A 23174-nucleotide genomic window follows, 5' to 3' on the forward strand; every position below is an offset into this window, starting at 1 on the left:
CCCGGTTCTCGAATTAGCTGGCATTCTCACTATTCACCGTGCCTTCGGTTGGCCCAAACTATTAGCCTTATGCCTGGCGTAGAGGAGTCGGCGAATGGGTGACACCGCGGGTTCGCGGGAGGGCTCGCAATTCGGGCCCTATCTGCTGCGACGGCTGGTGGGTCGCGGCGGGATGGGCGGCGTCTACGAGGCCGAGGACACCAGGCGCGAACGCACCGTTGCGCTGAAGCTGATGTCGCAGGCACTGTCCAGCGACCCGGTGTTCCGCACGCGCATGCAGCGCGAGGCCCGCACCGCGGGACGGCTGCAAGAGCCGCACGTGGTGCCGATTCACGACTTCGGCGAGATCGACGGCCAGCTCTACGTGGACATGCGGCTGATCGACGGCCTGGATGCCGCCACCATCTTGAGCCGGTACGGCCCGCTCAAACCGCCACGGGCCGTCGCCATCGTGCGCCAGATCGGCTCCGCGCTCGACGCCGCGCACGCGGCCGGCATCACCCATCGCGACGTCAAACCGGAGAACATTCTGGTCAGCGGCGACGACTTCGCCTATCTCGTCGATTTCGGCATCGCCAGCGCCACCTCCGACGAGAAGCTGACGCAATTCGGCACCACGGTCGGCACCTTCAAATACATGGCCCCGGAACGGTTCAGCGACACCGAAGTCACCTACCGAGCCGACATCTACGCGCTGGCCTGCGTCCTGTACGAGTGCCTGACCGGATCGCCCCCGTTCCAGGGCGATCAGGTGAGCGTGATGAGCGCGCACTTGCACCAGTCGATCCCGCGGCCCAGCGCCACCCGGCCGGGCATTCCGGCCGCCTTCGACCAGGTGATCGCGCGCGGCATGGCCAAAGACCCGCTGGACCGCTATCCCACCTGCGGCGACCTGTCGGCGGCCGCGTATTCCGCCCTTGCCACCCCCGACCAGGATCGGGCGACCGACATTCTGCAGCGCAGCCAGGCCGAGTTACCGCCCGCGTATGCGGGCCAAGCGCCCCTCGGATTCGCGCCCACGCCCCCGTCCATGGCCAACCAGGCCGTGGGTTGGCCCGCGTCGGCAACCGGGATTCCCGCTCCGCCGAGCGGACCGATGCCACAGCCGACGGGATGGCCCGGCAGCCCCGGCTGGAGCACCGGCGATGCCGCCAGCATGGGCATGCCGTCGTGGAACCAACCGACGCCCAAGCGTCGGAGTAATGCGTGGTTATGGGTGGGCCTGGCGGCATTCGTCGTCGTCGCGCTCGTGAGCGCGGTACTCATCGTCGCCCAGCCGTGGCGGTCGTCGGGTCCTGCGTCGAAACCGCCCGCCGCAGCCGACGCGGTCGAGCTTCGCGTCCTCGACGACGGTGTGCTGGTCGGCAGCTCCGCGGCGCCGGTCACCATCGACGTCTTCAACGAACCCATGTGCCCACCCTGTGGGAGCTTCATCCGGTCCAACGCGGGCGACATCGAAACCGCGGTCAACAACAAGAAACTCGCGGTGCGCTATCACCTGCTGGCCTTCCTCGATGACAAGTCGCACAGCAAGAACTACTCGACTCGCGCGGTGGCGGCCACGTACTGCGTCGCCGCCCAGAACGAGCCCAAGCTCTACATGAGCTTCTACTCGGGGATATTCGCCAGCTCCTTCCAACCCCAGGAAGGCGCGCCCGAAGACCGAACCGACGGCGAACTAGCCCAATTGGCCAAAACGGTCGGCGTCGACGGCGACGTGATCAACTGCATCAAAGCGGGCGACGACATGGCGACCGCCAAGGCCAAGGCCGACGCCGGCGACACGACGCTGGCCGGGTTCAATGCCTCAGGCACGCCGTTCGTCTGGGACGGCAGCAAGTCGATCAACTACCAAGACGCGACCTGGCTGACCAAGCTGCTGGGTTAGTCGGCTCCGACTGTTCGGCGTTGCATCAGATCATGTTCGCGACTTGAGGGTCGGCGGTCACCCCGAGCAGGTGTGGCTGCGCTTCCAGCATGGCCTGCGTCGCGAGCCGTCCGGCTTCCACGGCGGCGTCGATCTTCTTGAAGTCCAGCGGACCGATCGTCGCGGTCGAGGCCGCCAGGTCGACGGTGCGCCTGCCCGGCATCTTCGCGCCTCGTCGCTGGCGAGTAGCGAGGGCCCCTGGTGGGCATCGACGACTGAATTCACCGGTCCCCCAAGTGTTCCCGGGATCGGCGAGACACTGATCCACACGATGATAATGGGCAGCGGGTTGACCGCCGTCCCAGATTCTCGCACTCACCCACCGCTGAGCGCCGCGCGCCGAACACAGTGCAGGACGAAGCATCTCATACATTCGCGTTGGCTGGAATTCGCCAACCGTTGGCACCAGCCCGGCCCCAGGCACCGCGAATATCGGCAGTCCGCGCGAAAACACCGGCCCTCGTGGAGTTGACACAAACGCACATGTGCCATCGCGATGTTGTAGTTTTCGAGCGACGATATTGGCCGGGGCTTACCGTCATGGTTGCCAGACCGTGAATAGGAGTCAGCGATGAGCGGCGCGCAGGGCTCGCGGTTGGGGACGATGTTCGGTCCCTACTACCTCAAACGGCTGCTGGGCCGCGGCGGCATGGGCGAGGTCTACGAGGCCGAGCACACCGTCAAGGAGTGGACGGTCGCGCTCAAGCTGATGTCGCAGGCGTACAGCCAAGATCCGGTCTTTCGCAAGCGGATGGAGCGCGAGGCCCGCATCACCGGCCGGTTGCTGGAACCCCACGTGGTTCCCATTCACGACTACGGCGAAATCGACGGGCAGCTGTATTTGGAGATGCGCCTGATCGAGGGCGTCGACCTGGGCAGCCTGCTCGAGCAGGAGGGCGCGTTGGCCCCGCCCCGCGCGGTGGCCATCATCCTTCAGGTCGCCGCCGCGCTGGACGCCGCGCACGCCGCCGGGGTCACGCACCGCGACGTCAAGCCGCAGAACATCCTGATCACCCGCAACGACTTCGCCTATCTGGTTGACTTCGGGATCGCCAGCGCGAAAACCGACGAGAAACTCACCCAACTGGGCACCGCAGTGGGGACCTGGAAATACATGGCCCCCGAACGGTTTTCGAGTGACGAGGTGACTCCGCGCGCCGACGTGTACGCGCTGGCCTGTGTGCTGTTCGAATGCCTCACCGGAGCGCCGCCCTATCCCGCCGACAGCACCGGCGTGCTGATCACGTCGCACATGATGGAACCGATCCCGCTGCCCAGCACACTAGGTTTCGGCGTGGACCCGGCATTCGACACCGTGATCGCGGGCGGCATGGCCAAGAAGCCGATCGAGCGTTATGCCATCGCCGGCGATCTGGCCGAGGCCGCGCACCACGCCCTGTCCCGGCCGGAGCGCGACCGTGCCGCAACGATCCTGCGGCGCAGCGAGACCTCGGCAAAACAACGAGACACCCAGCCGGAAAGCGCCGCGACCCCGCCCGGAACCACGCAGGCGGGTCAGTCCGAAACGGCACGCCAGCGCAGCCGCTGGCCGATCCTGGCCGCGTCCGGTGTCGCCGTCGTCATCGCCATTGCCGGAGTTGGCATCTGGCTGACGATGAAACCCGCTGTCCAGCAACAGCAGCCGAAGCCGACTGCCGGGAAAACTCCGACGCCGACGAGCCAAGGCCCCAGCAGTGACCAGGCCCGACTGATCAGCCTGCTACCGCCCGGCTATCTGGCCGGCACCTGCACGCCGGCCACACCCGAATCCGGGAGCATCTGGACCAACGCGGTGGCCATGGTGTCCTGCGGTCAGAACACTCAGCCCGGCGGCCCGAGTAAGGCCACCTACGGCCTGTTCCCGACTCCGGACCGGCTCAAGAGGTCCTTCACCGACGACATCGCGAACGTCAGCCTGGTGAACTGCCCCGGGGAGGGAGCGTCCCCGGTGAGCTGGCACTACGACCAAACCCCCAACGAGATGGCCGGATTGATCGCGTGCGGCACCTACAACGGCCATCCGAACGTGATCTGGAGAAACTCATGCTTAGCGACGTGGCGGGCGACCCCGCCACCGTCGAGGACTTGCACACCTGGTGGGACGCCTACGGCTGATCACTGCACCGGCGGCACCGCGACGAACCCCGTGGGGTTCGGCGACACCAGTGCCGACACCCTTTTGAGGCAGACGGACGGATCGACGTCGTCAAGCTCGATCCCGGCGAAGGTGTCCGCGTCGACCCGCGCGCTGATCAAGCACGGCCGAATCCGTTGACCCGTGCCCGGATCCGTTGTCTCCACGACACCGTTGAAGATCACCATCTCGAATCGGCGCTCGCCGTCGAGCGCGAAGACGGTCGCCATAGTTAGCAGCGTCAGCTGCGCAATGGTGCTGGCGTACAACGCTTTTACCTGACCCGCCGGCCGCGCCGTCTCGACAACCGTCTCGCGGCTCTTGACATAGCGGTACGCCTTGGCTGTGGGCACGACATCCGCGGTGGGCAGCTCGTATTCGACCGCCAACTGGCGCAGACCGGGCGCGTAGTCGACGGAGACCTTGGGGGTGATGCCGGACGGCAACGGCATTGCGGTCAGGGCGGATTCGACGTCGTGCGCCAACTCGGCCGGAGCCGACGGCGACGCGTCCGGCAGCTGCCGCAACCCGGCCCGAAGCAGGCCGGTCAGCGCGGCCACCTGGGCTTCGATTTTCACGTTCTGCCGCTCCACCTGAACGGCCAGGCCATCGAGGTTATAGATTTCGCTTTCCAGCACAACGCCTTTGGGCCAGCAGCTGCGCTGCCATTCGCGCCGGCGCGAGAGTTCGGCTCTCGCTTCGGCGGCCCGCACCGCCGCGTAGAGAGCCCTGGTGGTCTCGAGCTCTTTCAATCGCTGTTGTTCACGCACCGGGTGCCGGCGGCGGGCCAGCTGGTATTGGTACCGGGCCTGGCCCAGCAGCCGCTCGGCATCCGGCAGCCTGTCGTAGGCCGGCGGCTGCACGAAGTCCGCCAGCCGAGGCAACGGTTCAGCGATCTCCAGGTAGTGGAGCCGCATTTCGCAGGCTTCGGCGTTTTCGCGGGCCTTGCCGACGGTGTAGTAGCGCTCCAGCATCCGGCACGCCGACTCCCAATTCTCGATGCTCGATCGCTGCGAGGAGCGCCACAGGTTCCAGAGCGCGTGGTACGCCTCCAGTTCGGCGGCGCGACGCTGGCCGTCGTCGAATGGCCCCATGCTCTCCCCTGACCGACTTCCGTCCCTTCAGAACTTAACGCGTCAGGTGCGACAGGTGCAGCGGGGCGTTGTCCCGGACGTCCGGAGTCGCCGGGCATGGGGGCCACGGATTACCAAGCTCCGCGAGCGCGGTCGGCCCCCACGCCCGGCGACGGACTCAGAGGATGTAGAGCATCTCCTGGTAGGTGGGTAGCGGCCACAAGTCGTCGGCGACAACGCCTTCCAGCGTGTCGGCCGCGGTACGCACCGCTTCCATCGCCGGCAGTAGCGCCTCCTGGGCATGGGTGGCCTCGGCGAGTGCGGAATCCGCCGAGTGATCCGACAGGGCCGTCCGCAAACTCGTCAGCGCCGCGGTCAGGTCGGCCAGCGGGGCCGAAACCGCTTCCAGCGCCGCCGTGCTGGGCTCGACGCCCGCCTTCTTCAATGTGGCGACGTTCTGGGCGAGTTCGGTCTGGTACCGCGTTGCGGCGGGCAGGATGATGGTCGTCCCGATCTCCAGCGCCAGCTTCGCCTCGACCCCGATCGTCAACGCGTACTGCTCCAACCGGACCTCGTAGCGGCTGTGCAGCTCGCGTTCGTTGAACACCCCGTATTTCGCGAACAGTTCGATCGCGTCCGGCTTGATCAGCTCCGGGATCGCGTCCAGGGTCGTCTTCAGGTTGGGCAGGCCGCGCTCGGCCGATTCGACCTGCCAGTTCTCCGAGTAACCGTCCCCGTTGAAGACCACCGCCCCGTGCTCGGTGATGACCTCGGTGAGCAGCTTCTGCACCGCCTGATCGAAGTCCTCGTCGTCGGCGACGGCCTGCTCCAGGACACCGGCCATGTAGTCCAGCGAGTCCGCCATGATCGTGTTGAGCACGATCAGCGGCACGGCCACCGTCTGGCCGGAGCCGGGTGCGCGGAACTCGAACCGGTTGCCGGTGAAGGCGAACGGGCTGGTCCGGTTGCGGTCACCGGCATCGGTCGGCAGGTGGGGCAGGGTATCGACGCCAATAATCATGGTGCCCTTGCCCTTTGATGAGGTGGCGGCGCCCTTGGCGATCTGGTCGAACACGTCGGCGAGCTGTTCGCCCAGGAAGATCGAGATGATCGCCGGCGGTGCCTCGTTGGCGCCGAGGCGGTGGTCGTTGGTGGCCGACGCGACCGACACCCGAAGCAGCCCGGCGAACTTGTGCACGGCCCGGATCACCGCGGCGCAGAACACCAGGAATTGAGCGTTCTCGTGCGGGGTGTCGCCCGGGACCAGCAGCGAGCCCAGCTCGGAGTTGCCCATCGAGAAGTTGACGTGCTTGCCCGATCCGTTGACACCGGCAAACGGCTTCTCGTGGAACAGGCATTCCATGCCGTGCTTCTTGGCGATCGTCTTGAAGATCGTCATCAGCAGCTGCTGGTGGTCGGAGGCGATGTTGGCGCGCTCGAACATCGGAGCGATCTCGAACTGGCCCGGGGCCACCTCGTTGTGCCGGGTCTTGGCCGGGATGCCTAGTTTGAACAGCTCGCGCTCGGTGTCCATCATGAAGCCCAGGACACGCTCGGGCACCGCACCGAAATAGTGGTCGTCGAACTCCTGGCCCTTGGGCGGCTTCGCACCGAACACCGTGCGACCGGCGTTGAGCAGGTCCGGCCGCGCCAGGAAGAAGTGCCGATCGACCAGGAAGTACTCCTGCTCCGGGCCGCAGAACGACACGACCTTGTTCAGGTCCTTGTGGCCGAACAGCCTCAGGATTCGCTCGGCGTGGATCCCCATCGCCTGCTGACTGCGCAACAGCGGCGTCTTGTAGTCCAGCGCCTCCCCGGTCATCGACACGAAAACCGTTGGGATACAAAGGGTGTTGCCGTTCGGGTTCTCCAGGACATAAGCCGGACTCGTCACATCCCAGCCGGTGTAACCGCGCGCCTCGAACGTGCTGCGCAATCCGCCGGACGGGAAACTCGACGCGTCGGGCTCGCCCTGGATCAGGGTCTTGCCGGCGAACTCGGCGAGCGTCTGCCCATCGGAGACGGGTTCCAGGAAGCTGTCGTGCTTTTCGGCGGTCAGACCGGTCATCGGATAGAAGACGTGGGCGTAGTGGGTGGCACCCTTCTCCAGCGCCCAGTCCTTCATCGCGACCGCGACCGTGTCGGCAACCGCCGGGTCCAGTTTGGCTCCCTTTTCGATGGTCGCCACCACGGACTTGTACACCGACTTGGGCAGCCGTGCCTGCATCTCGGCCTTGGTGAAGACATTGGAGCCGAAGACTTCGCCGGGAACCTCACCGGCAACGAAGCTGATGGCCGGGGGAAGTTATGCCTCGACGTTGTTGATCGCCTGCAGGCGTACTGCGTTTCCGCTCAATGGAGTTCCTATCGCTGAGGGGGGTCAACGACCTTCCCCTGCGGGAAGGTGGACCGCCCCACCTTAGGAACCTTCGATTCCGAACTTGTTACGCGCGCGTCAACGGCGCGCTTCAAGCATTGCGGAAGTGAGACGACCTGTTTACGTCAGGCCACCGCGTTGACCCGCTTCCGGCGCACCAGCAGCGTCGTTTTGACGAGCAGAAACACCACCGCAACCCCCATGAGCAGCGTGGATAGTGCATAAGCGCCGTACTCGGCGCCGCGGGCGTAGCGATCGTTCACCAGCAGCGTCAGGGTTTGCGACTCCCCCGGCAGGTTCGACGACACCATGATGACCCCGCCGAATTCGCCGAGCGTGCGCGCGGTGGTCAGGACCGTGCCATAGATCAGGCCCCACCGGATGGTCGGCAGGGTGATCCGCCAAAACGTCGGCCACGGGCCCGAACCGAGCGTCGCCGCCGCCTGCTCCTGTTCGGTCCCCACCTCCTGCAGCACCGGTTGGACCTCGCGCACGACGAACGGCAGGGTGACAAAGATGCTGACGAGGATCAGACCCGGTAGGCCGAAGATGACCTTGATTCCGAGATCGTTCTCCACGAAGCCCAGCGCGCCCGCCGAACCCCACAGCAGGATCAGTGCGACTCCGACGATGATCGGCGAAACCGCAAAGGGCAGGTCGACTATCGCTTGCAGCGCGGCCCGCCCCCGAAACCGGCTGCGCGCGAGCAACAACGAGGTGAGCACACCGAAGACCACGTTCAGCGGCACCACAATGGCGACCACCAACAGCGACAGCTGCAGCGCCGAGATCGCCGCCGGCGTGGTGATCCATGCGTAGAACTGACCCAACCCGGGCTTGAACGTGCGCCACAGGATGATCGACACCGGAACGATCAGCATCACACCGATATAGATCAGTGTCACGGACCGGGTCAGGTAGCGGGCCCACAATGACCCCCCAGATAACGGGGTCACGCCGCCTTTTCCTCACGTTTGGCGGTGCGCCCGCCCAGGATTCGTAACAGCACCAGCACGGTGAACGAGATCGACAGCAACACAATGGATATTGCGGCCGCTCCGGTACGGTCGTCGTTCTCGATCAAGGAGCGTATCCACTGCGACGAGACCTCGGTCCTGCCCGGAACCGCACCGCCGATGGTCACCACCGAGCCGAACTCGGCGATACAGCGGGAGAAGGCCAACCCGGCGCCGGTCAGCAACGAGGGCAGCAGCGAGGGCAGCACAATCGTGGTGAACACCTTGACACCGCTGGCGCCCAGGGACGCCGCCGCCTCCTCGACGTCGCGATCGATCTCCAGCAGCACAGGCTGGACGGCGCGCACCACCAGCGGCAGGGTCACGAACGCCAGCGCCATCCCCACCCCGGGGGGCGTGTGCTGCAGATGAATATGTACCGGGCTGTTCTTGCCGTAGAGGGCCAGCATCACCAGGCTGGTCACGATCGTCGGTAACGCGAACGGCAGATCGATCACCGCGTCGATCAGCCCCTTTCCGAAGAAGTCGTCGCGCACCAACACCCACGCGGTCGCCAGCCCGAATACCACGTCGAGGATCGTCACCACGACGGAAATCCCGAACGTCACCTGAAACGACTGCACCGCGGCGTGCGAGGTGACCGCCAGCCAGAACGCCTGCCAGCCGCCGCCGGCGGCCTGCCACGCAATGGCCGCCAGCGGCAACAGCACGATCACCGAGAGCCACAGCGTCGTCACCCCGACGCGAAGTGACGTGAGACCGGACCGAGTGGTTGGCCGTAGCCCTTCTGGAGGCTCCGGAGGTTGGCTACCGGGTTGCGCCAAGTCGGGGCGGATGGCCTCAGGGTTGGGAACGATCGCGGTCGTCATCCGGTGGCCTGCACGTAGACCTTGGTGATGCTGCCCGTGTTCTTGTCGAAGAGCTGCTGGTCCGCATTGCCCCAGCCGCCGAGGTCGTCGATCGTCCACAGTTTTATCGGGACGGGATACCGATCCCGGAAGGTGCTGGCGACGGCCGGATCGATCGGGCGGAATCCGGTCTGCGCCCATAGCTTCTGGGCCGCGGCGGTGTATTGAAAGTTCTTGAAGGCCGTGGCGACGTCGAGGTGCGCGCTGGTGCTCGCCACCGCGACCGGGTTCTCGATCTTGAAGGTCTGCGACGGGATGAGGTGTTCGACGGGTTTGCCTTGTCGTTCGGCAGCAATGGCTTCGTTTTCGTAGCTGATCAAGACATCGCCGCTGCCCTCGGCAAAGACAGCGGTGGCAATCCGCCCCGAACCGGGACGCAGCTTGACGTGTTCGTGCACCAACTTACTGATGAAGTCGATACCGGCCTGGGCATCCGCGCCACCACGACTCTTGGCGGCATACGGCGCCAACAGGTTCCACTTCGCCGAACCCGAACTCAGCGGGCTGGGCGTGATGATCTCGACCCCGGGCCGGAGCAGGTCGTCCCAGTCCCGAATGTTCTTCGGATTGCCCTTGCGCACAACCAATGTCACGACCGACCCGAACGGATTGCCGTGACCCGCTTGCCGGTCCCAATCCGCGGAGACCTTGCCGGCCTTGACCAATCGGGTGATGTCGGGCCCGACCGAGAAGTTCACGACGTCGGCGGGTTTCCCCTCGACGACCCCGCGTGACTGGTCGGCAGACGCGGCGTAGGACGTGATCACCTGCACGCCCTTGCCTTCCTGGGTTTCGTTGAATGCCGGAATCACCGCGCTCCAACCGGGTTCGGGCACCGAATAGGCGACAAGGGTGATCTTGATGTTCGCATTGCTCAGTGTGCCGCCACCCACGACATCGCTGGCGCCGCCGGCACATGCCGCCACCAGACCGACGACCGACAGGAGCGCGGCGAGGTGACGCCACCGCTGTGCGATACGAATGTCGTCGTACATGAGCCGGCCTTCCGGTGCGGGACTTGGGTGCGTCGATCCCGTTGCTGCGGAAGGGCACTAGGGCATTCGAGGAATTCGCCAACTCACGACCGGACCGCGCACGGACAGGAGAGTCAGCGACAACAGCACACGACGACAGAGGGCTCCAGAGAACGGGCTCCCTCGTGCATGGCGCGAGCGGAGCAAAGCGCAGGTACTCGCACCGCGATGCCGCAACGCGGTATCCGTCGTTGCCAGGGCATCGACGCCGGCCGAACACCGGCTTAGCCGTGCGTGACGTCGCCGTCGCGCATCCGACGAGCGGCGGGCCCGCCGACAGCGCCGGGGGCGGCGTAAAAAGTCACGTTGATGAAAAGAGCCGGACACCGTCGGGTACCTGGTCGAGCAGTGCGATCTCAGGCCGGCAACATATCGGCGCGTTCGTCCACGATATCGCCGAGTTCGGAGTTCAATGCTCCGGAGAGGGCGACGAGTAGCCCTTTTCTCAATACCGTTACGCGCCGCGACCGCGGCTCGAGAAAAGGACGCCGATGGCTCGTACCCCGACGACAAAGGTCGCCGCGGCCCTGCAGGTTGCCACCCTGATCTGTGCAACCGCCGCGACGTCATCGATCACCTGGGCAGCGGCGGCCCGCGCCACCCCGGGCCCACCCGCACCGGACGCCGATCACGAGGTGGGCATGTACGGCGATCCGGCGGCCGCCGCGCCCTATTGGCGCCGTCAGCACGCATCGGACTGCGGCGAGATCGCAGCCGCCGATGTCGTCGGCGAGCTCACCGGCCGCCAGCCCACCGAGCGACAGATCACCGCCGTGGCCGAAAATACCGCAGGGGCAACGGGTTCCAGACCGATATGGACTCCCCCCGGCAACACCGACATCAGAGACTTACCGTTACTGCTCTGGCACTACTGGGTCAGGGCCGACAACATCCAGACCAATATCGTTGCCCTACAACAGGACCTGGCCGAGAAGCGCAAGGTGATCGCCTTGGTGAACGCCGAGACCATCTGGAACCGTCCCGGCAACCGTGACGTCGCGAACCACTTCGTCGTCGTCACCGGTATCGATACCAAGGCCGGTGTGGTGCATCTCAACGACAGCGGCATCGATACGGGCCGCGACGAGCAGATTCCGATCGCCACCTTCGAGCGGGCGTGGGCACCCAACCGCAACTCCGCGGTCGTGACCCGGGCCTGAAAAGGGAGGTTAAATCAGTTTCAGGTAAGGCTTTTCATCGGACCCGACGCGATCTCTGCGGATCCACGACCGTTGGCGAGGCTGCACGACTCGGCCAGCTCGGGCCCGTAGGTGGCCGCACCGCACTCACATTCCCAGCAGATGTGCCGGCCGCAGGAACACGGAATGGTGGCCACGATCATGTGTCCCGGCAGAAGCCAGTGACCACGTGCACACCGTTGTGGTGGTCTGTCCATCCATTGCGTTCGCGAGCCATGCGCCAGATCGTTGACATGAACACTCACGGGCACCACCCTCGCATCGGCCTCGACGCCATGCCAGGGTGATGTACGAATCGTTATCGTCTTGTTGACCGTGTCGTTGCCTGCGAATTCGGGCGGGCAATCAGTTCTTTTCGAGAGTTACCTGGTTGACGCCGATGTGACCGGCGCGAAACGCGTTGGCCCGGCCGGTCAGGTAGTTCAGGTATCGCTCGTAGACCGCTTCGGACTGCATCTCGATCGCCTCGTGCTTGCGCGCCTCCAGCGCGGCCGCCCAGAGTTCGAGGGTCTTGACGTAATGCGGCTGCAGCGGCTCACGCAGTGTCAGGGTGAAACCCGCCCCTTCCGCGTGTTGTTCGACCGGGTCGAGCGACGGCAGGCCGGTAATCGTGTGCAAGAACATGACGCCGTCGTCGGGCAGGACGGTGTAGGCCATTTCGAAAAAGTCGTCGTAGCGGTCGTGAGAACCCTGCTCGAACGCCCCGATGGACACAATCCGGTCGACCGGCTCGGTGAACTCCTCCCAGCCCTGCAGCAGCACCCACTTGCTGCGCTCGGTGTCCATCTCGTCGAACATTTTCTGCACGTGGGCCGCCTGATCGCTGGACGTGGTCAGGCCGACGACATTGACGTCGTACTGCTCGATGGCCCGGCGCATCGTGGTGCCCCAGCCGCAGGCGATGTCTAGCAGTGTCATGCCGGGTCGTAGATCCAGCTCGGCCAGTGCCAAATCGATCTTGGCGATTTGCGCCTCTTCCAGCGTCATGTCGTCGCGCTCGAAATACGCGCAACTGTAGGTCTGGGTCCGATCCAGGAACAGCCGGAAAAAGTCGTCGGATAAGTCGTAGCGCGCCTGCGCCTCGTCGACGTTCGGGATCAGTCCCTGAGTCATCATTCCGTCGCCTTTCCGGACCCAAGGGTCCCCCCGCGTGACATCTCAAGTTTGCACACAGGTACCCCGCTGCGCGCGCCACAAACCAAATTCAAAGCAGGTTCTCAGCTGTGAGCAGCGCTTTTTACGAGTGATGGGCGCCCGGCGATGAATTCCGGGGAGACCGCCAGTCAGATCTTCCATGTCCCTGAATAACCGTGCCCTGCCGCCCGTCGTCGATGACCGGACCTGGCGCGCCCAGCTCGACGAACTGCGCCAGCGGGAAAAGGCCGCCACTCGCGAACTGGATGCGATCGCCGCGCAGCGGCGCCGGCTGCCGATGGTCGAGTTGCCCGACTACCGCCTGATCGGCGCCGACGGGCCCGTCCGGCTCGCCGACGTGTTCGATGGGAGGGCGCAGCTCATCACCTACCACCACATGTGGTCGGACGGGGCGCAGTGGCAGTGCGGCGGGTGCACGGGTTTCACGTCGCAGTTCACCCGGCTCGAATTCCTCGACAATTACGACGCCCAATTCGTCATCGTCACCAATGGCCCGATCGAGGAGGCGCTCGCCTACAAAGAGAGGGTCGGCAATCGGATGCGTTGGTACTCGTCGTCGCAGAGCCCGTTCGGAGCGGACATGGACGCACCCCCGGGCGGAGGCTTTGCGGTCAACGTGTTTCTCCGCGACGGTGACACGGTCTATCGCACCTGGCACACCAATGGGCGCGGCACCGAACAACTCAGCCATTCGTTCGCGCTGATCGACCTGTTGCCCTTTGGCCGTCAGGAGGAATGGCTCGATTCGCCCGCAGGCTGGCCGTCGCGGCCCACCTACTCCGGTTGGCTGGACTCCCCCGACATCGCCCGCGCGTACGGAACGCCGGGCTAACGCCGGCCACCGTCGACCACCTTCACCTGCTTGTGCGGATACCGGCGTTCGGCGAATTCCTTGGCCTTGGAGTTCGGCAGCACGTAGAGCGTTTCCTTCTTGTCCTGCAACGGTTTTAGTACCAGGTCCATAAAGCTCTTGCGGTTGTCCAGGTAGGGTTCGATGACGTCCTCGCCGGCCGGGCACACCGCCAGGCAGTAGGCCGCCTTGTAGTTGGGCTTGAACGACAGGCTCTGCCACATCGACGCGTTCTCCGAATCGGTCACCCGCGAACGGAAATCGGCCGCGTCCGTACTGTCGGCGACGGTCTGTGCCCAATCGGTGAAGCCGCCCATGAACTCGCGGTAATTGTGCGTCGAGCATGCCAGCCAGTCGAAACTGCCATCCTTGCCGATCGCGCCGACCGGACAGGCCGCCACGCACAGCTTGCATTCCAGGCACGGGCTGTAATCCAGCGGTTCGCCGTAGCTGCTGATCGGCGTGTCCACCAGGATCGTGCCCAGCAGGATGAAGTTGCCGAACTTGGGGTGAATCACGTTGCGGTGGATGCCCATGACACCGAGGCCCGCCGCGACGGCGACGGGTTTGTGCGCCACCACCCAGATCCGGCCGGGGTAGTTGTCCATCTCCATCGGAAAGGTCGCCGACGGGTTCAGCACCCGATATCCGGCGTCCTCCAGCCGGCGGACGATGCGGTAGGCCGCCTCGTTGAGCAACTCACCGCTGCGGTGAAACTCCTGGTTGGCGACGCTACGCGCGGTCGACCGGATGTTGTCGCGGTTCATCTTGACCACCAGCGAGATGTAGCTCTTGGTGCCCGGCAACGCGGCCTCGACGTGCTCGATCTCCGAGGCCAGGTCGGGGTTGTCGACGCTGGCGAACGCCACGTCGTCGACGCCGGCGTCCAGACACATCTCTCGCAGCCAATCCGCGTCGAGCACACCGGGTTTCCGCGCCGCACGGGAGCGCACCTTGCGTACGGTGGGATGCTGCGCCAGCCGGGCCGGAAGTTTCTCGGTCATGCTGAGTATGGTACATACTACTCAGCTGGTCCGCTTTCCGGGGAGACCCTGCGGAATCGACTCGGCCTCAAGCCTGTTCGTCGTTCTCCGCATCGGCGACGGTCAAGGGCAAGGCCAGGTCTTCCAGCGCGCGCTGCTCGGCCGCGATGCCGAGCCACAGCTCGACCAGGCCCGCGACGGCCATCACGATCGCCCCGATCAGGAACGACCACAGCACCTGACCCCGATCGCCCGAATTGATCAGCTCCCCGAACAGCACCGGGCCGGTGATGCCGCCGATCGCGGTGCCCACCGCGTAGAAGAACGCGATCGCCAACGCCCGCGTCTCCATCGGGAAGATCTCGCTGACGGTCAGGTAGGCCGCGCTCGCACCCGCCGAGGCCAGGAAGAACGCCGCCGCGAGCACGACGATGAAGGTCCAGACACCGCCGGCCTGATCCACGAAGAGCACACCGAGGAGAACCGCGATGACGGCCGAGCCGATATAGGTCGCGGTGATCATCGGTTTGCGGCCGATGGTGTCGAACAGCCGCCCGAGGATCAACGGGCCGAGGAAGTTGCTCATCGCCCAGAAGATGAAGAACACCGGCACCTTCCCGGAGGGAATGCCGTAGAACCCACTCAACAGCGTGCCCAGATTGAACGTCACGCCGTTGTACAGAAACGCTTGGCCGACGAACAACGCCAGCCCGAGGACCGCGCGTTTGGGATAGAGCTTGAACGCCACCCGGGCGATCTCCATGAACGAAATCGCCTTGCGCTGACGGATTCTCAGTGGCTTGCCGGCCGGCTCGGGCAGCGGCTGTCCGGTTTCTCGCTCCACGTCGTGTTCGATCTCGCCGACGATCCGCTCGGCTTCCTCGTCACGTCCGTGAATGAACAACCAGCGCGGGCTTTCCGGGACGTTGCGCCGGACCAGCAGGACGAAGATGCCGAAGATGGCTCCGATGCCGAAGGCGAGCCGCCAGCCGATGTTCGCCGGGAAGTTCGACGTGTCCAGCAGGACCAGCGCACCCGCAGCGCCGGCCGCCGAACCCAGCCAGTAGGTGCCGTTGATGATCAGGTCCACACGGCCGCGCACCCGTGCCGGAATCAACTCGTCGATCGCCGAGTTGATCGCGGCGTATTCACCGCCTATGCCGGCGCCCGTGAAAAAGCGGGCGATGAAGAAATACCAAGGCGCGAACGCGAATGCGGTCGCGACCGTGGCGACCAGGTAGACGGCCAGGGTCAGGATGAATAGATTCCGCCGTCCGAACCGGTCGGTCAGGTGGCCGAAGAACAACGCGCCCAGGCATGCCCCGGTGATGTAGATCGCCGCCGCATAACCGATCTGCGCCGGGTTGAGCTCGATGCCGCTGCCCTTCTCGGTGAGCCGGGCCGACACGTTGCCGACCATCGTGACCTCGAGCCCATCGAGAACCCACACCCCCCCGAGACCCACCACGACGCGCCAGTGAAATCGCGACCACGGCAGCCGGTCCAGTCGCGCGGGAACATGCGTCGTGATGGTCTTCGTTTGCGCGGCTGGGCTCATGCTGTCTCCGTTCTCGGTGGATAGAGAGATACCCACGACCGCGCGCCGCACGCCGCACAAAAGCCGGCTCGCGTCTCAGTTGCGCCTCGCGTGAGCGATGCCGAAATGGAAGGTCCCGCGCATCCTGGCGGACCCTACCAGCGCGCGCCCTCGCCCCCGGTCGGCGCATTTTCGCCATCAAAGTGACTCGTCTCATACCTTCGCGGTTGGGCGACGCGTGTCATTATCGGCGCGATTGGGCGGCCGAGGCGACTGGCGAATGTTAAATTAGGCCAGTTTGGGTGGCCGTCTGCGCAGATGAGGACAGTTTCGGTCGGAGGTGCGGATGGACTCGCCGCTGCCGCCGGGGCAAGCGCCGGCCGCCTCGCCGACCCCGCTACCCGACGCTGCCGGCTATGTCGAAGGCATGGAGCGGCTGCTGCAGGCCGTCCAGGACCTCTCGCTGGCCCGCAGCCAGGCCGACATCCAGCGTGTTGTCTCATCGTCGGCGCGCGCGCTGACCGGTTGCGACGGCGCCACGTTGGTGCTGCGCGACAACGGCAAGTGCTTTTACGCCGAAGAGAACGCGGTCGGCCCACTGTGGAAGGGCAGCCGGTTCCCGATGACGTCCTGCATCAGCGGGTGGGCGATGCTCAACCGTGACGCGGCCATCATCCCGGATATCTACCTCGACGCGCGTATCCCGCACGACCTTTACCGGCCCACCTTCGTCAAGAGCCTGGTGATGGTTCCGATCCGCCGGTTCGACCCGATCGGGGCGATCGGCAATTACTGGGCCGACCAACATCAGCCGACCGAACAAGAGGTCCGCTTACTGCAGGCCCTGGCGGATTCGACCTCGATCGCCATGGAGAACATCGAGGTTTACTCCCAGCTGGAGCAGCGGGTTCGCGACCGCACCGCCGCGCTGGAGCAGGCCAACGAGGAGATTCGCAAGCTCTCCGTGACCGACGAAATGACCGGACTCACCAACCGTCGCGGCTTCTATCTACTGGCCGAACAAAAGCTCCGCGGTACCCACTACCTGGGCCGCAGCTGCGTACTCGCCTTCCTCGACGTCGACGGGCTCAAACTAGTCAACGACGAACACGGCCACGAGGTCGGCGACCTGCTGATCAAGGATGTCGCCTACGTGCTGGGCGAGACGCTGTCCGAATCCGACATCTTCGCCCGGCTGGGTGGTGACGAATTCTGTGTGATGGTCACCGAAAGCCCCAGTGACGCCACGACGTTACGGGAGCGAATCGGCGAAGCATTTCGGCGCTTCAACGAGACGAGCGAACGGCCCTACCGCCTTTCGGCCAGCATCGGCCTCGCACACACGACTGCTAACGGGCCCACCACCACCGTGGATGAGCTGCTCGCGCAGGCCGACGAATTGATGTACCAGGAAAAGAAGCACAACGCGCATTCGCGCGGGTGGGACGGCCAGGTCTGACTTTCCTTGGCCGCGAGCCGCATTCGGCGTTCTAGCCGGCACCCTTGCCGTTATCGACCCGGTAGACGGCACCGTGAACGGCCGCCGCGGCATCGCTGGCCAGGAACGCGACCACATTCGCGACATCGAGAGGCGCCATCATCCCGCGCGGCGAGGCCGTCCGCATGATCAGGTCGTAGTTGGGATCCTCCGGCGCGCTGAACTGTTCGATTTGTGGCGTGAGCATGCCGCCGGGACAGACCGCGTTGACCCGCAGGCGATCCGCGGTGTACTCCACCGCCAACGCCCTGGTCAGCCCGATCAGCCCGTGCTTGGCAGCGCAGTAGCCAGCCGAGTAGGCCTGCCCCTCGACGCCGGCGATCGAGGCGACGTTGACAATGTTTCCGCCCCGTTCCAGCAGCTGAGGCAGCGCGGCCCGGCACAGATAGAACGGGCCGTTGAGATTGACCGCGAGATCCTCCGTCCAGTCGTCGTCGGTCATCGACTCCGTTCGGCGCATCTGGTGCTTTCCGGCGATGTTGACCAGGACGTCGAGCCCGCCGAACTCCCGGACACACTGCGCGATCGCATCCTGGCAGGCCCGTGCCGAACCGACGTCCACCGACGCGTAGGAACCATGCTTCACGTCGGCGAATACCTCGGCCAAGCGGGCGGTATCGCGGGCTATGCCGAAAACCGTTGCGCCCTGCCGGGCAAACAACTTGGCCGTTTCGGCACCCAGGCCCGACGACGCGCCGGTCACGAAGGCGACCTTGCCTTTCAGTGCTGTCATCCCAGTTCTCGTCCTCTCAAGCCGCGATGGTCGGTGCGCCTCGCCCCGGCGAGTCGTGCGACTAGCAAATCAACTCATCCGACAGCGCGTCCCACCAGGGGCACCGGGCCACCTCACACCAGGCTGGCGCGCCTCAATACGAAGCCGACGCCGACACGCAGAAGTTCCAGCGGCTCAACTGATCCCAAAGTCCGCCGGAGGCGTCGCGCGGCCACCGCCATGACAAAGCTCATCGCGAGCCTGCCTATCGCGACCCGACTCGTGCGCTTTCGCCAGGTCGACGGCGTCGAGCTCGCGTGCCGCCCGACGCAATAGCCGACGCATGTCGAGGCCGCGAGCGCGCAGATCAGCACCAGAAGCGTCATCTGACGAGCGTCCATTGCCCCTGTCGCGGGGAGGTCACGCGCGAGCTACACCTCGGCCAACAAATGCGGCACCCAGCGACTCCAGCCGGCTACCGGGTGGCGAGAAGTCGTTGCTTCTGTTGGCTGAACTCCGCGTCGGTCAATGCCCCGCTGTCGCGAAGTTGGGCGAGTTTGCCCAGTAAATCCGTGATTTCGCGCAACTCGGCGGTATTCGCGCGCGCTGGCGCGGAATCGCGTGGTGCCGCGCCAGCGGGGACCAATACGCCGGGCGCGTCAGTCGTGCCGCCGGCTCGACGATCTCGGGAGTTTGAGGCGCCACGGCCGGGTAATTGCGTCAGCGGCGCCCCACCGAAAACGGGCATTCCGCTGAACAGACCGGGACTCGAACCGGTCGACGGGGCGGCGCTGGGGATCGGTGACGCCTGAGCGACCAGCCGCACCTCCGGGGCCGCCGACGCCCAACCCTGCGGCACCGACAACCGGCCGAGGGACGACGCACGACCGGTTTCCGCCGATACCGTCGTCGCCTGCCCAGGGAGGCGTTCCGGCGGTGGCGCCTCTTCCCGCGGTGCCGATACGGTCTCATCGCCGAAGATTTTGTGTTCGGCATCGGAGATGAATCCCCCGGCCCCGCCAACCCGATCAGGCCGAGGCCGTTGCCGAGAAATCCGGAGCCAAGAGACGCCAGGTCATACGGGTTGGAGAACTCCGAAAAGCCCGACAGCCCCGACGACGAGGTCAGCGCTTGCAGCGCGTTCGGCACTGCGGACATCGAATTGGTGCTGGACAGCACGCTTTGCGCCTGCCCCGCCGAAGTACCGACGGCCTGCGCGACCGCCGCGCTTTGCGCGCTCAGCCCATCCGCGTTCGTGGCTGTCTCCGGCGCAGCGAACGGCGTCACCTCGGTGGCCGCCTGTGCCTGGCCCGCATAGCCGTACATCGCCGCGACGTCCTGGGCCCACATTTCGCCGTACTCGACTTCGGTCGCGGCGATCGCGGCGGCGTTCTGGCCGACAAGATTAGTCGCCAGCAGCGACGTCAACTCGGCACGGTTGGCTGCGATCACGGGCGGCGGCACGGTCATCGCGTACGCGGACTCGTGCGCGGTCGCGGCGGCCTCGGCCTGCGCGCTGGCCTGAGTCGCCTGCGCGGCGGTGGTGTTCAGCCACGCCAGCTGTGGTGCGGCCGCGGCTGCCATCGCCTCCGACGCTGAGCCCAGCCAGGGTTCGCTGGTCAGCCCGGAGATCACGGATTCGAGGTCGGCCGCCGTGGCGTGCAACTCGTTCCCCAGCTCATCCCAGGCCGCCGCGGCTGCCAGCATCGAGCCCGCTCCCGGGCCGGCGTACATGCGCCCGGAGTTGACCTCCGGTGGCAATGCCGCGAAATGCATCGAATGTTCCCCTGAAGTCGTTCGGTCCTGCCGCCTTACGCTTTTAGGTTCTCTTTGTTACCACGCGATTCTGCAATGTTCGAGTAACGGCCGGCGCATAGTGCGGGCGGCGTCGACGACGACGTCGCCAATTTGGTTGCTAGCGCGGGCTTTTGCGGCCGCGTTGCAAAAGGTGTTACTTTGGGCACAGTTTCGGCCTTGGCGGCGGCCAATTGGGTTACCCGACGGTCGCGCCAATGTCGTTGCAATTAAACGCTATTACGGCGCTGTATCAGGTGTTGTCCAACACCGCTCTCGAACGGAGTTTCCCGTCGGCCAGCAGCCCCAGCACCGCGGTAGCCTGCGCCATCGGGAAGCGGTCCACCACCGTGCGAATCGTGCCGGCCGCGGCCAGTTCCAGGACGGCGCGCATCTGCTCCCGGCTGCCCAGCAGGGACGTCTTGATGACCTGTTCCTTGTTGAACGGCAGGCCCTCCACCGACAGCGGAATGCCGGCCACCAGCGTGCCGCCCCGCTTGAGCATCTCGAGAGCGTGGCCGGTCACCGCATCCGACGGGGCGAAGGTGACGGCGGCATCGACCGAGTCCGCGGCACCTGCCAGTGCGTCGCGATCCGACGAGTTGATCGTCCTCGCTGCTCCGAGATCGCTGGCCACCCGTAGGTGGTCGGCGCCGCGTCCGACGGCCACCACCTCGGCACCGGTGAGCGCGGCGAATTGAACGGCCATATGGCCGACCCCGCCAAGACCGAATATCGCCACCGTGTCCCCCGGGCCGACGTCAAGCTTGTCCACCGCCCCGAACGCGGTAATCCCCGGGCAAAACAACGGCGCCGCCTCGGCAAGATCGAGTCCGTCGGGCACGTGATAGGTGTGCGCGGCGTTGGCGACCATGGCTTGGCCATATCCGCCGTTGACGTCCTCGCCGGTGATCTTTCGCTGGTGACACAATTGCTCGCGACCGCTCGTGCAGTAGTCGCATTCCTCGCAAGTCCACCACAACGGCTGGACGCCCACGCGGTCCCCGACAGCGAATCCGTTAACCGAATCACCCAGGGCAGCAACAGTTCCAGTGACTTCGTGGCCGGGAATAATCGGGCTGATCGCCGGCACGCCCCCATCGACCCAGTCGCCCTCGATCATGTGCAAGTTCGACCGGCACACGCCGCAGGCACTGACATCGATCAGGATCTGACCCGGCCCCGGCACGGGTACCGTGACCTGCCGCCAGTGCAGAGGCGACTCAGATAGCGGTGCAGGATCTTCGAGTTCGTTCGCATACATCGTGGTCACAATTTCGACCCTAGTCCTCAGATCGCATGGTGATCACGCAGGATCTGGCCGGCTCGTTCGCCGATGATGACGCACGGAGCCATGGTGTTGCCAGTCGTGACGCGCGGCATGATGGATGCGTCGGCTATCCGAAGATTGTGCACCCCATATGTTTTCAGGGAGGCGTCGACCACCGACATGCTGTCGGTCCCCATTTTCGCGGTACACGTTTGATGGTGGTAGGTGGTGACCTCGTCGCGGATGAACGCCTCCAGCGCGGCAGCATCGAGCTTGCCCGGCATTACTTCTCGCTTGCTAAACGGTCGCAACGCGGCCGAATTTCCCATCTCGCGGCACAGCTCCACGCAGGTCACCGCCGCTCTCATATCGTCGGGATGCGACATCAGGTTGGCTTCGATCCGCAGCGGATCCTGCGGATCGGGTCCCGTCAGGCAAACACGGCCGCGGCTCTTCGGGCGCGCGACAGCCCCCAGCATCGCCCAACCCAACTCCGGTAGGCCGAATTTGGCCGCGTTTTCCCGGCTCGAGTAGGGAAACTCAAGTTGATACGCCTGCAGGTCGGGGGTGTCCAGGCTTGGATCGCTCTTGGCGAAGACGGTCACCTCACCGCCGCTGTTGCGCCACGGGATGGATTCTTGACATTCCCAGACGCACGCAAATGCGGGGTGATCCTGCAGGTTTTGCCCCACACCGGACAGATCCTGCACGACGGGAATCCCATGTCGTCGCAGCTCAGCCTGATCGCCGATGCCCGATTGCAGCAGCACTTTGGGCGTCTGGATCGCGCCCAGCGACAGCACCACTTCGGATCCCGCGCGCACGCGGTGCAGGTTGCCATTGTGGACGAATTCCACCCCGGTGGCGGATCGCTCGCCTGTCCCCTCGTCGAACGTCACCCGCGTGACCAGCGCGCCGCTCAACACGGTCACGTTGGGCCGATCCATCAGCGGGAAAAGGTAAGAGCGAAAGACGGATTGACGAAGTCCGTCGCGGACGCGCAGGTCGACGATCGACGCGCCGCCGTCGCTCTCCATCAAGCGACCGTTTTGCTGGTCGAAGATCGGGATGCCGAGCGAGTCGGCGCCCGCAAGACCGGCCGTGGCGATTGGGCTTGGGTCCGTTGCTGATTCGACATGGATCAGTCCCCCGGTGCCGCGACGCGTGGGATCAGGAGCGCCGTGCCAGTCCTCGATGCCACGGTAGATGGCGAGCACCGAGTCGTAGTTCCATCGCTCGTCCTTGGCTTCGGAGGCGAAATAGTCCCAGTCGTTCTTGTGACCACGCGCCCATACCATGACGTTGATGCTCGACCCCCCCGCCCAGGACCTTCCCCATGGAGTATGGGATCGCCGGCCCGTTGAGGTGGCTGCTGGCATCGGCGGTGAAGTTCCAGTCGCGCTCACTGCCCAGGTTGGCTAACCACATGTCTGGTCTGGTCGTCTCGGGCGACTCGTCGGAGCCGCCCGCTTCGAGCACCAGCACATTCACGTCCGGGTTCTCGGCCAGACGGCACGCGACGACCGATCCCGACGAGCCGGATCCGCACACGATGAAGTCGTACTGTGCCTTGATATCCGCGCCGAGCCGTTGCTGATTGTGCCGCACTCGCTCGGCGAATTCGTCGGTGGTGATCCCCGTCTCGAAGGATGGTGAGCTCATGCTTCATGACTACCGCGCCGGTTGAGTGCTTAGCGACAATCGGACCGGCATGACGCGTTTGCTGGACAGAAACCCGCGCTAGGC

At 65.3% G+C, this 23174-nt stretch carries 17 protein-coding genes and 2 pseudogenes; 5 read left to right on the plus strand and 14 right to left on the minus strand.

The window, feature by feature from the left end; all coding sequences use genetic code 11:
* The first annotated feature begins 94 nt into the window (after positions 1-94).
* Positions 95-1888, plus strand: coding sequence for a serine/threonine protein kinase PknE (locus G6N54_RS04500; protein ID WP_163788733.1), 1794 nt, complete (start codon positions 95-97; stop codon positions 1886-1888).
* Positions 1889-1913: 25 nt separating this feature from the next.
* Here G6N54_RS04500 and G6N54_RS04505 read toward each other — a convergent pair whose 3' ends face one another.
* Positions 1914-2090 (minus strand): hypothetical protein, encoded by a 177-nt coding sequence (locus tag G6N54_RS04505; protein ID WP_163788734.1) that lies wholly within the window; start codon positions 2088-2090, stop codon positions 1914-1916.
* 408 nt (positions 2091-2498) lie between these two features.
* Between G6N54_RS04505 and G6N54_RS04510 the strand changes: the two genes are divergently transcribed.
* Complete coding sequence (locus G6N54_RS04510) at positions 2499-4202, plus strand: serine/threonine-protein kinase (protein WP_163788735.1); 1704 nt, start codon at positions 2499-2501, stop codon at positions 4200-4202.
* 1110 nt (positions 4203-5312) lie between these two features.
* On the opposite strand, the gene G6N54_RS04515 is transcribed toward G6N54_RS04510, so the two are convergent.
* From G6N54_RS04515 to G6N54_RS04530, 4 genes are all read right to left on the minus strand, one after another.
* Complete coding sequence (locus G6N54_RS04515; protein WP_163794515.1) at positions 5313-7427, minus strand: glutamine synthetase III family protein; 2115 nt, start codon at positions 7425-7427, stop codon at positions 5313-5315.
* A gap of 209 nt (positions 7428-7636) precedes the next feature.
* The gene (gene cysW, locus G6N54_RS04520; RefSeq protein ID WP_232073732.1) at positions 7637-8443 is read right to left on the minus strand and encodes a sulfate ABC transporter permease subunit CysW; all 807 of its coding nucleotides are present in this window, start codon (positions 8441-8443) and stop codon (positions 7637-7639) included.
* 20 nt (positions 8444-8463) lie between these two features.
* On the minus strand, positions 8464-9357 hold the full coding sequence (gene cysT, locus G6N54_RS04525; RefSeq protein WP_163788736.1) for a sulfate ABC transporter permease subunit CysT: 894 nt from the start codon (positions 9355-9357) through the stop codon (positions 8464-8466).
* Complete coding sequence (locus G6N54_RS04530) at positions 9354-10391, minus strand: sulfate ABC transporter substrate-binding protein (RefSeq protein WP_163788737.1); 1038 nt, start codon at positions 10389-10391, stop codon at positions 9354-9356. Before G6N54_RS04530 ends, cysT begins: the two co-directional genes overlap by 4 nt.
* 530 nt (positions 10392-10921) lie before the next feature.
* On the opposite strand from G6N54_RS04530, the gene G6N54_RS04535 reads away from it, so the two are divergent.
* Entirely contained in the window at positions 10922-11590 is a 669-nt protein-coding gene (locus G6N54_RS04535; RefSeq protein ID WP_163788738.1) for a cysteine peptidase family C39 domain-containing protein, read from the plus strand.
* A gap of 384 nt (positions 11591-11974) precedes the next feature.
* On the opposite strand, the gene G6N54_RS04540 is transcribed toward G6N54_RS04535, so the two are convergent.
* Positions 11975-12742, minus strand: a complete 768-nt coding sequence (locus G6N54_RS04540) for a class I SAM-dependent methyltransferase (RefSeq protein WP_163788739.1) — start codon at positions 12740-12742, stop codon at positions 11975-11977.
* 181 nt (positions 12743-12923) lie between these two features.
* Here G6N54_RS04540 and G6N54_RS04545 point away from each other — a divergent pair, with 181 nt between their 5' ends.
* Positions 12924-13616, plus strand: a complete 693-nt coding sequence (locus G6N54_RS04545; RefSeq protein ID WP_163788740.1) for a DUF899 domain-containing protein — start codon at positions 12924-12926, stop codon at positions 13614-13616.
* On the opposite strand, the gene G6N54_RS04550 is transcribed toward G6N54_RS04545, so the two are convergent.
* Both G6N54_RS04550 and G6N54_RS04555 read right to left on the minus strand, forming a co-directional pair.
* Positions 13613-14638, minus strand: a complete 1026-nt coding sequence (locus G6N54_RS04550) for an epoxyqueuosine reductase (protein WP_163788741.1) — start codon at positions 14636-14638, stop codon at positions 13613-13615. The two genes, G6N54_RS04545 and G6N54_RS04550, sit on opposite strands and share 4 nt — an antisense overlap.
* Before the next feature lie 67 nt (positions 14639-14705).
* Positions 14706-16175 (minus strand): MFS transporter, encoded by a 1470-nt coding sequence (locus G6N54_RS04555; protein WP_163788742.1) that lies wholly within the window; start codon positions 16173-16175, stop codon positions 14706-14708.
* 406 nt (positions 16176-16581) lie between these two features.
* Here G6N54_RS04555 and G6N54_RS04560 point away from each other — a divergent pair, with 406 nt between their 5' ends.
* A complete protein-coding gene (locus G6N54_RS04560; RefSeq protein WP_232073733.1) occupies positions 16582-17613 on the plus strand; it encodes a GGDEF domain-containing protein in 1032 nt (343 codons plus the stop codon).
* 31 nt (positions 17614-17644) lie between these two features.
* Here the strand turns inward: G6N54_RS04560 and G6N54_RS04565 are convergent, their stop codons facing one another.
* The 6 genes and pseudogenes from G6N54_RS04565 to G6N54_RS04590 form a co-directional block, all read right to left on the minus strand.
* The gene (locus G6N54_RS04565) at positions 17645-18385 is read right to left on the minus strand and encodes an SDR family NAD(P)-dependent oxidoreductase (RefSeq protein ID WP_163788744.1); all 741 of its coding nucleotides are present in this window, start codon (positions 18383-18385) and stop codon (positions 17645-17647) included.
* Between the two features lie 113 nt (positions 18386-18498).
* Positions 18499-18750 (minus strand): hypothetical protein, encoded by a 252-nt coding sequence (locus G6N54_RS04570; protein ID WP_163788745.1) that lies wholly within the window; start codon positions 18748-18750, stop codon positions 18499-18501.
* Between the two features lie 89 nt (positions 18751-18839).
* Entirely contained in the window at positions 18840-19223 is a 384-nt protein-coding gene (locus tag G6N54_RS31480; protein ID WP_264078270.1) for an SHOCT domain-containing protein, read from the minus strand.
* Between the two features lie 485 nt (positions 19224-19708).
* A pseudogene (locus tag G6N54_RS31485) lies at positions 19709-20140 on the minus strand (PPE family protein); the annotation flags it as partial.
* Between the two features lie 271 nt (positions 20141-20411).
* Complete coding sequence (locus G6N54_RS04585; RefSeq protein WP_232073734.1) at positions 20412-21422, minus strand: alcohol dehydrogenase catalytic domain-containing protein; 1011 nt, start codon at positions 21420-21422, stop codon at positions 20412-20414.
* Positions 21423-21448: 26 nt separating this feature from the next.
* Positions 21449-23090 (minus strand): annotated as a pseudogene (locus G6N54_RS04590) (GMC family oxidoreductase).
* Positions 23091-23174: the final 84 nt, after the last annotated feature.

It is taken from the genome of Mycobacterium stomatepiae, from assembly GCF_010731715.1.
GTDB lineage: Bacteria > Actinomycetota > Actinomycetes > Mycobacteriales > Mycobacteriaceae > Mycobacterium > Mycobacterium stomatepiae.

Coding starts and splice junctions, on each gene's coding strand:
- G6N54_RS04500 (WP_163788733.1), top strand. CDS start 95: ATGGGTGACACCGCGGGTTCGCGGGAGGGCTCGCAATTCGGGCCCTAT.
- G6N54_RS04505 (WP_163788734.1), bottom strand. CDS start 2,090: ATGCCGGGCAGGCGCACCGTCGACCTGGCGGCCTCGACCGCGACGATC.
- G6N54_RS04510 (WP_163788735.1), top strand. CDS start 2,499: ATGAGCGGCGCGCAGGGCTCGCGGTTGGGGACGATGTTCGGTCCCTAC.
- cysT (WP_163788736.1), bottom strand. CDS start 9,357: ATGACGACCGCGATCGTTCCCAACCCTGAGGCCATCCGCCCCGACTTG.
- G6N54_RS04530 (WP_163788737.1), bottom strand. CDS start 10,391: ATGTACGACGACATTCGTATCGCACAGCGGTGGCGTCACCTCGCCGCG.
- G6N54_RS04535 (WP_163788738.1), top strand. CDS start 10,922: ATGGCTCGTACCCCGACGACAAAGGTCGCCGCGGCCCTGCAGGTTGCC.
- G6N54_RS04540 (WP_163788739.1), bottom strand. CDS start 12,742: ATGACTCAGGGACTGATCCCGAACGTCGACGAGGCGCAGGCGCGCTAC.
- G6N54_RS04545 (WP_163788740.1), top strand. CDS start 12,924: ATGTCCCTGAATAACCGTGCCCTGCCGCCCGTCGTCGATGACCGGACC.
- G6N54_RS04550 (WP_163788741.1), bottom strand. CDS start 14,638: ATGACCGAGAAACTTCCGGCCCGGCTGGCGCAGCATCCCACCGTACGC.
- G6N54_RS04555 (WP_163788742.1), bottom strand. CDS start 16,175: ATGAGCCCAGCCGCGCAAACGAAGACCATCACGACGCATGTTCCCGCG.
- G6N54_RS04560 (WP_232073733.1), top strand. CDS start 16,582: ATGGAGCGGCTGCTGCAGGCCGTCCAGGACCTCTCGCTGGCCCGCAGC.
- G6N54_RS04565 (WP_163788744.1), bottom strand. CDS start 18,385: ATGACAGCACTGAAAGGCAAGGTCGCCTTCGTGACCGGCGCGTCGTCG.
- G6N54_RS04570 (WP_163788745.1), bottom strand. CDS start 18,750: ATGACGCTTCTGGTGCTGATCTGCGCGCTCGCGGCCTCGACATGCGTC.
- G6N54_RS04585 (WP_232073734.1), bottom strand. CDS start 21,422: ATGTATGCGAACGAACTCGAAGATCCTGCACCGCTATCTGAGTCGCCT.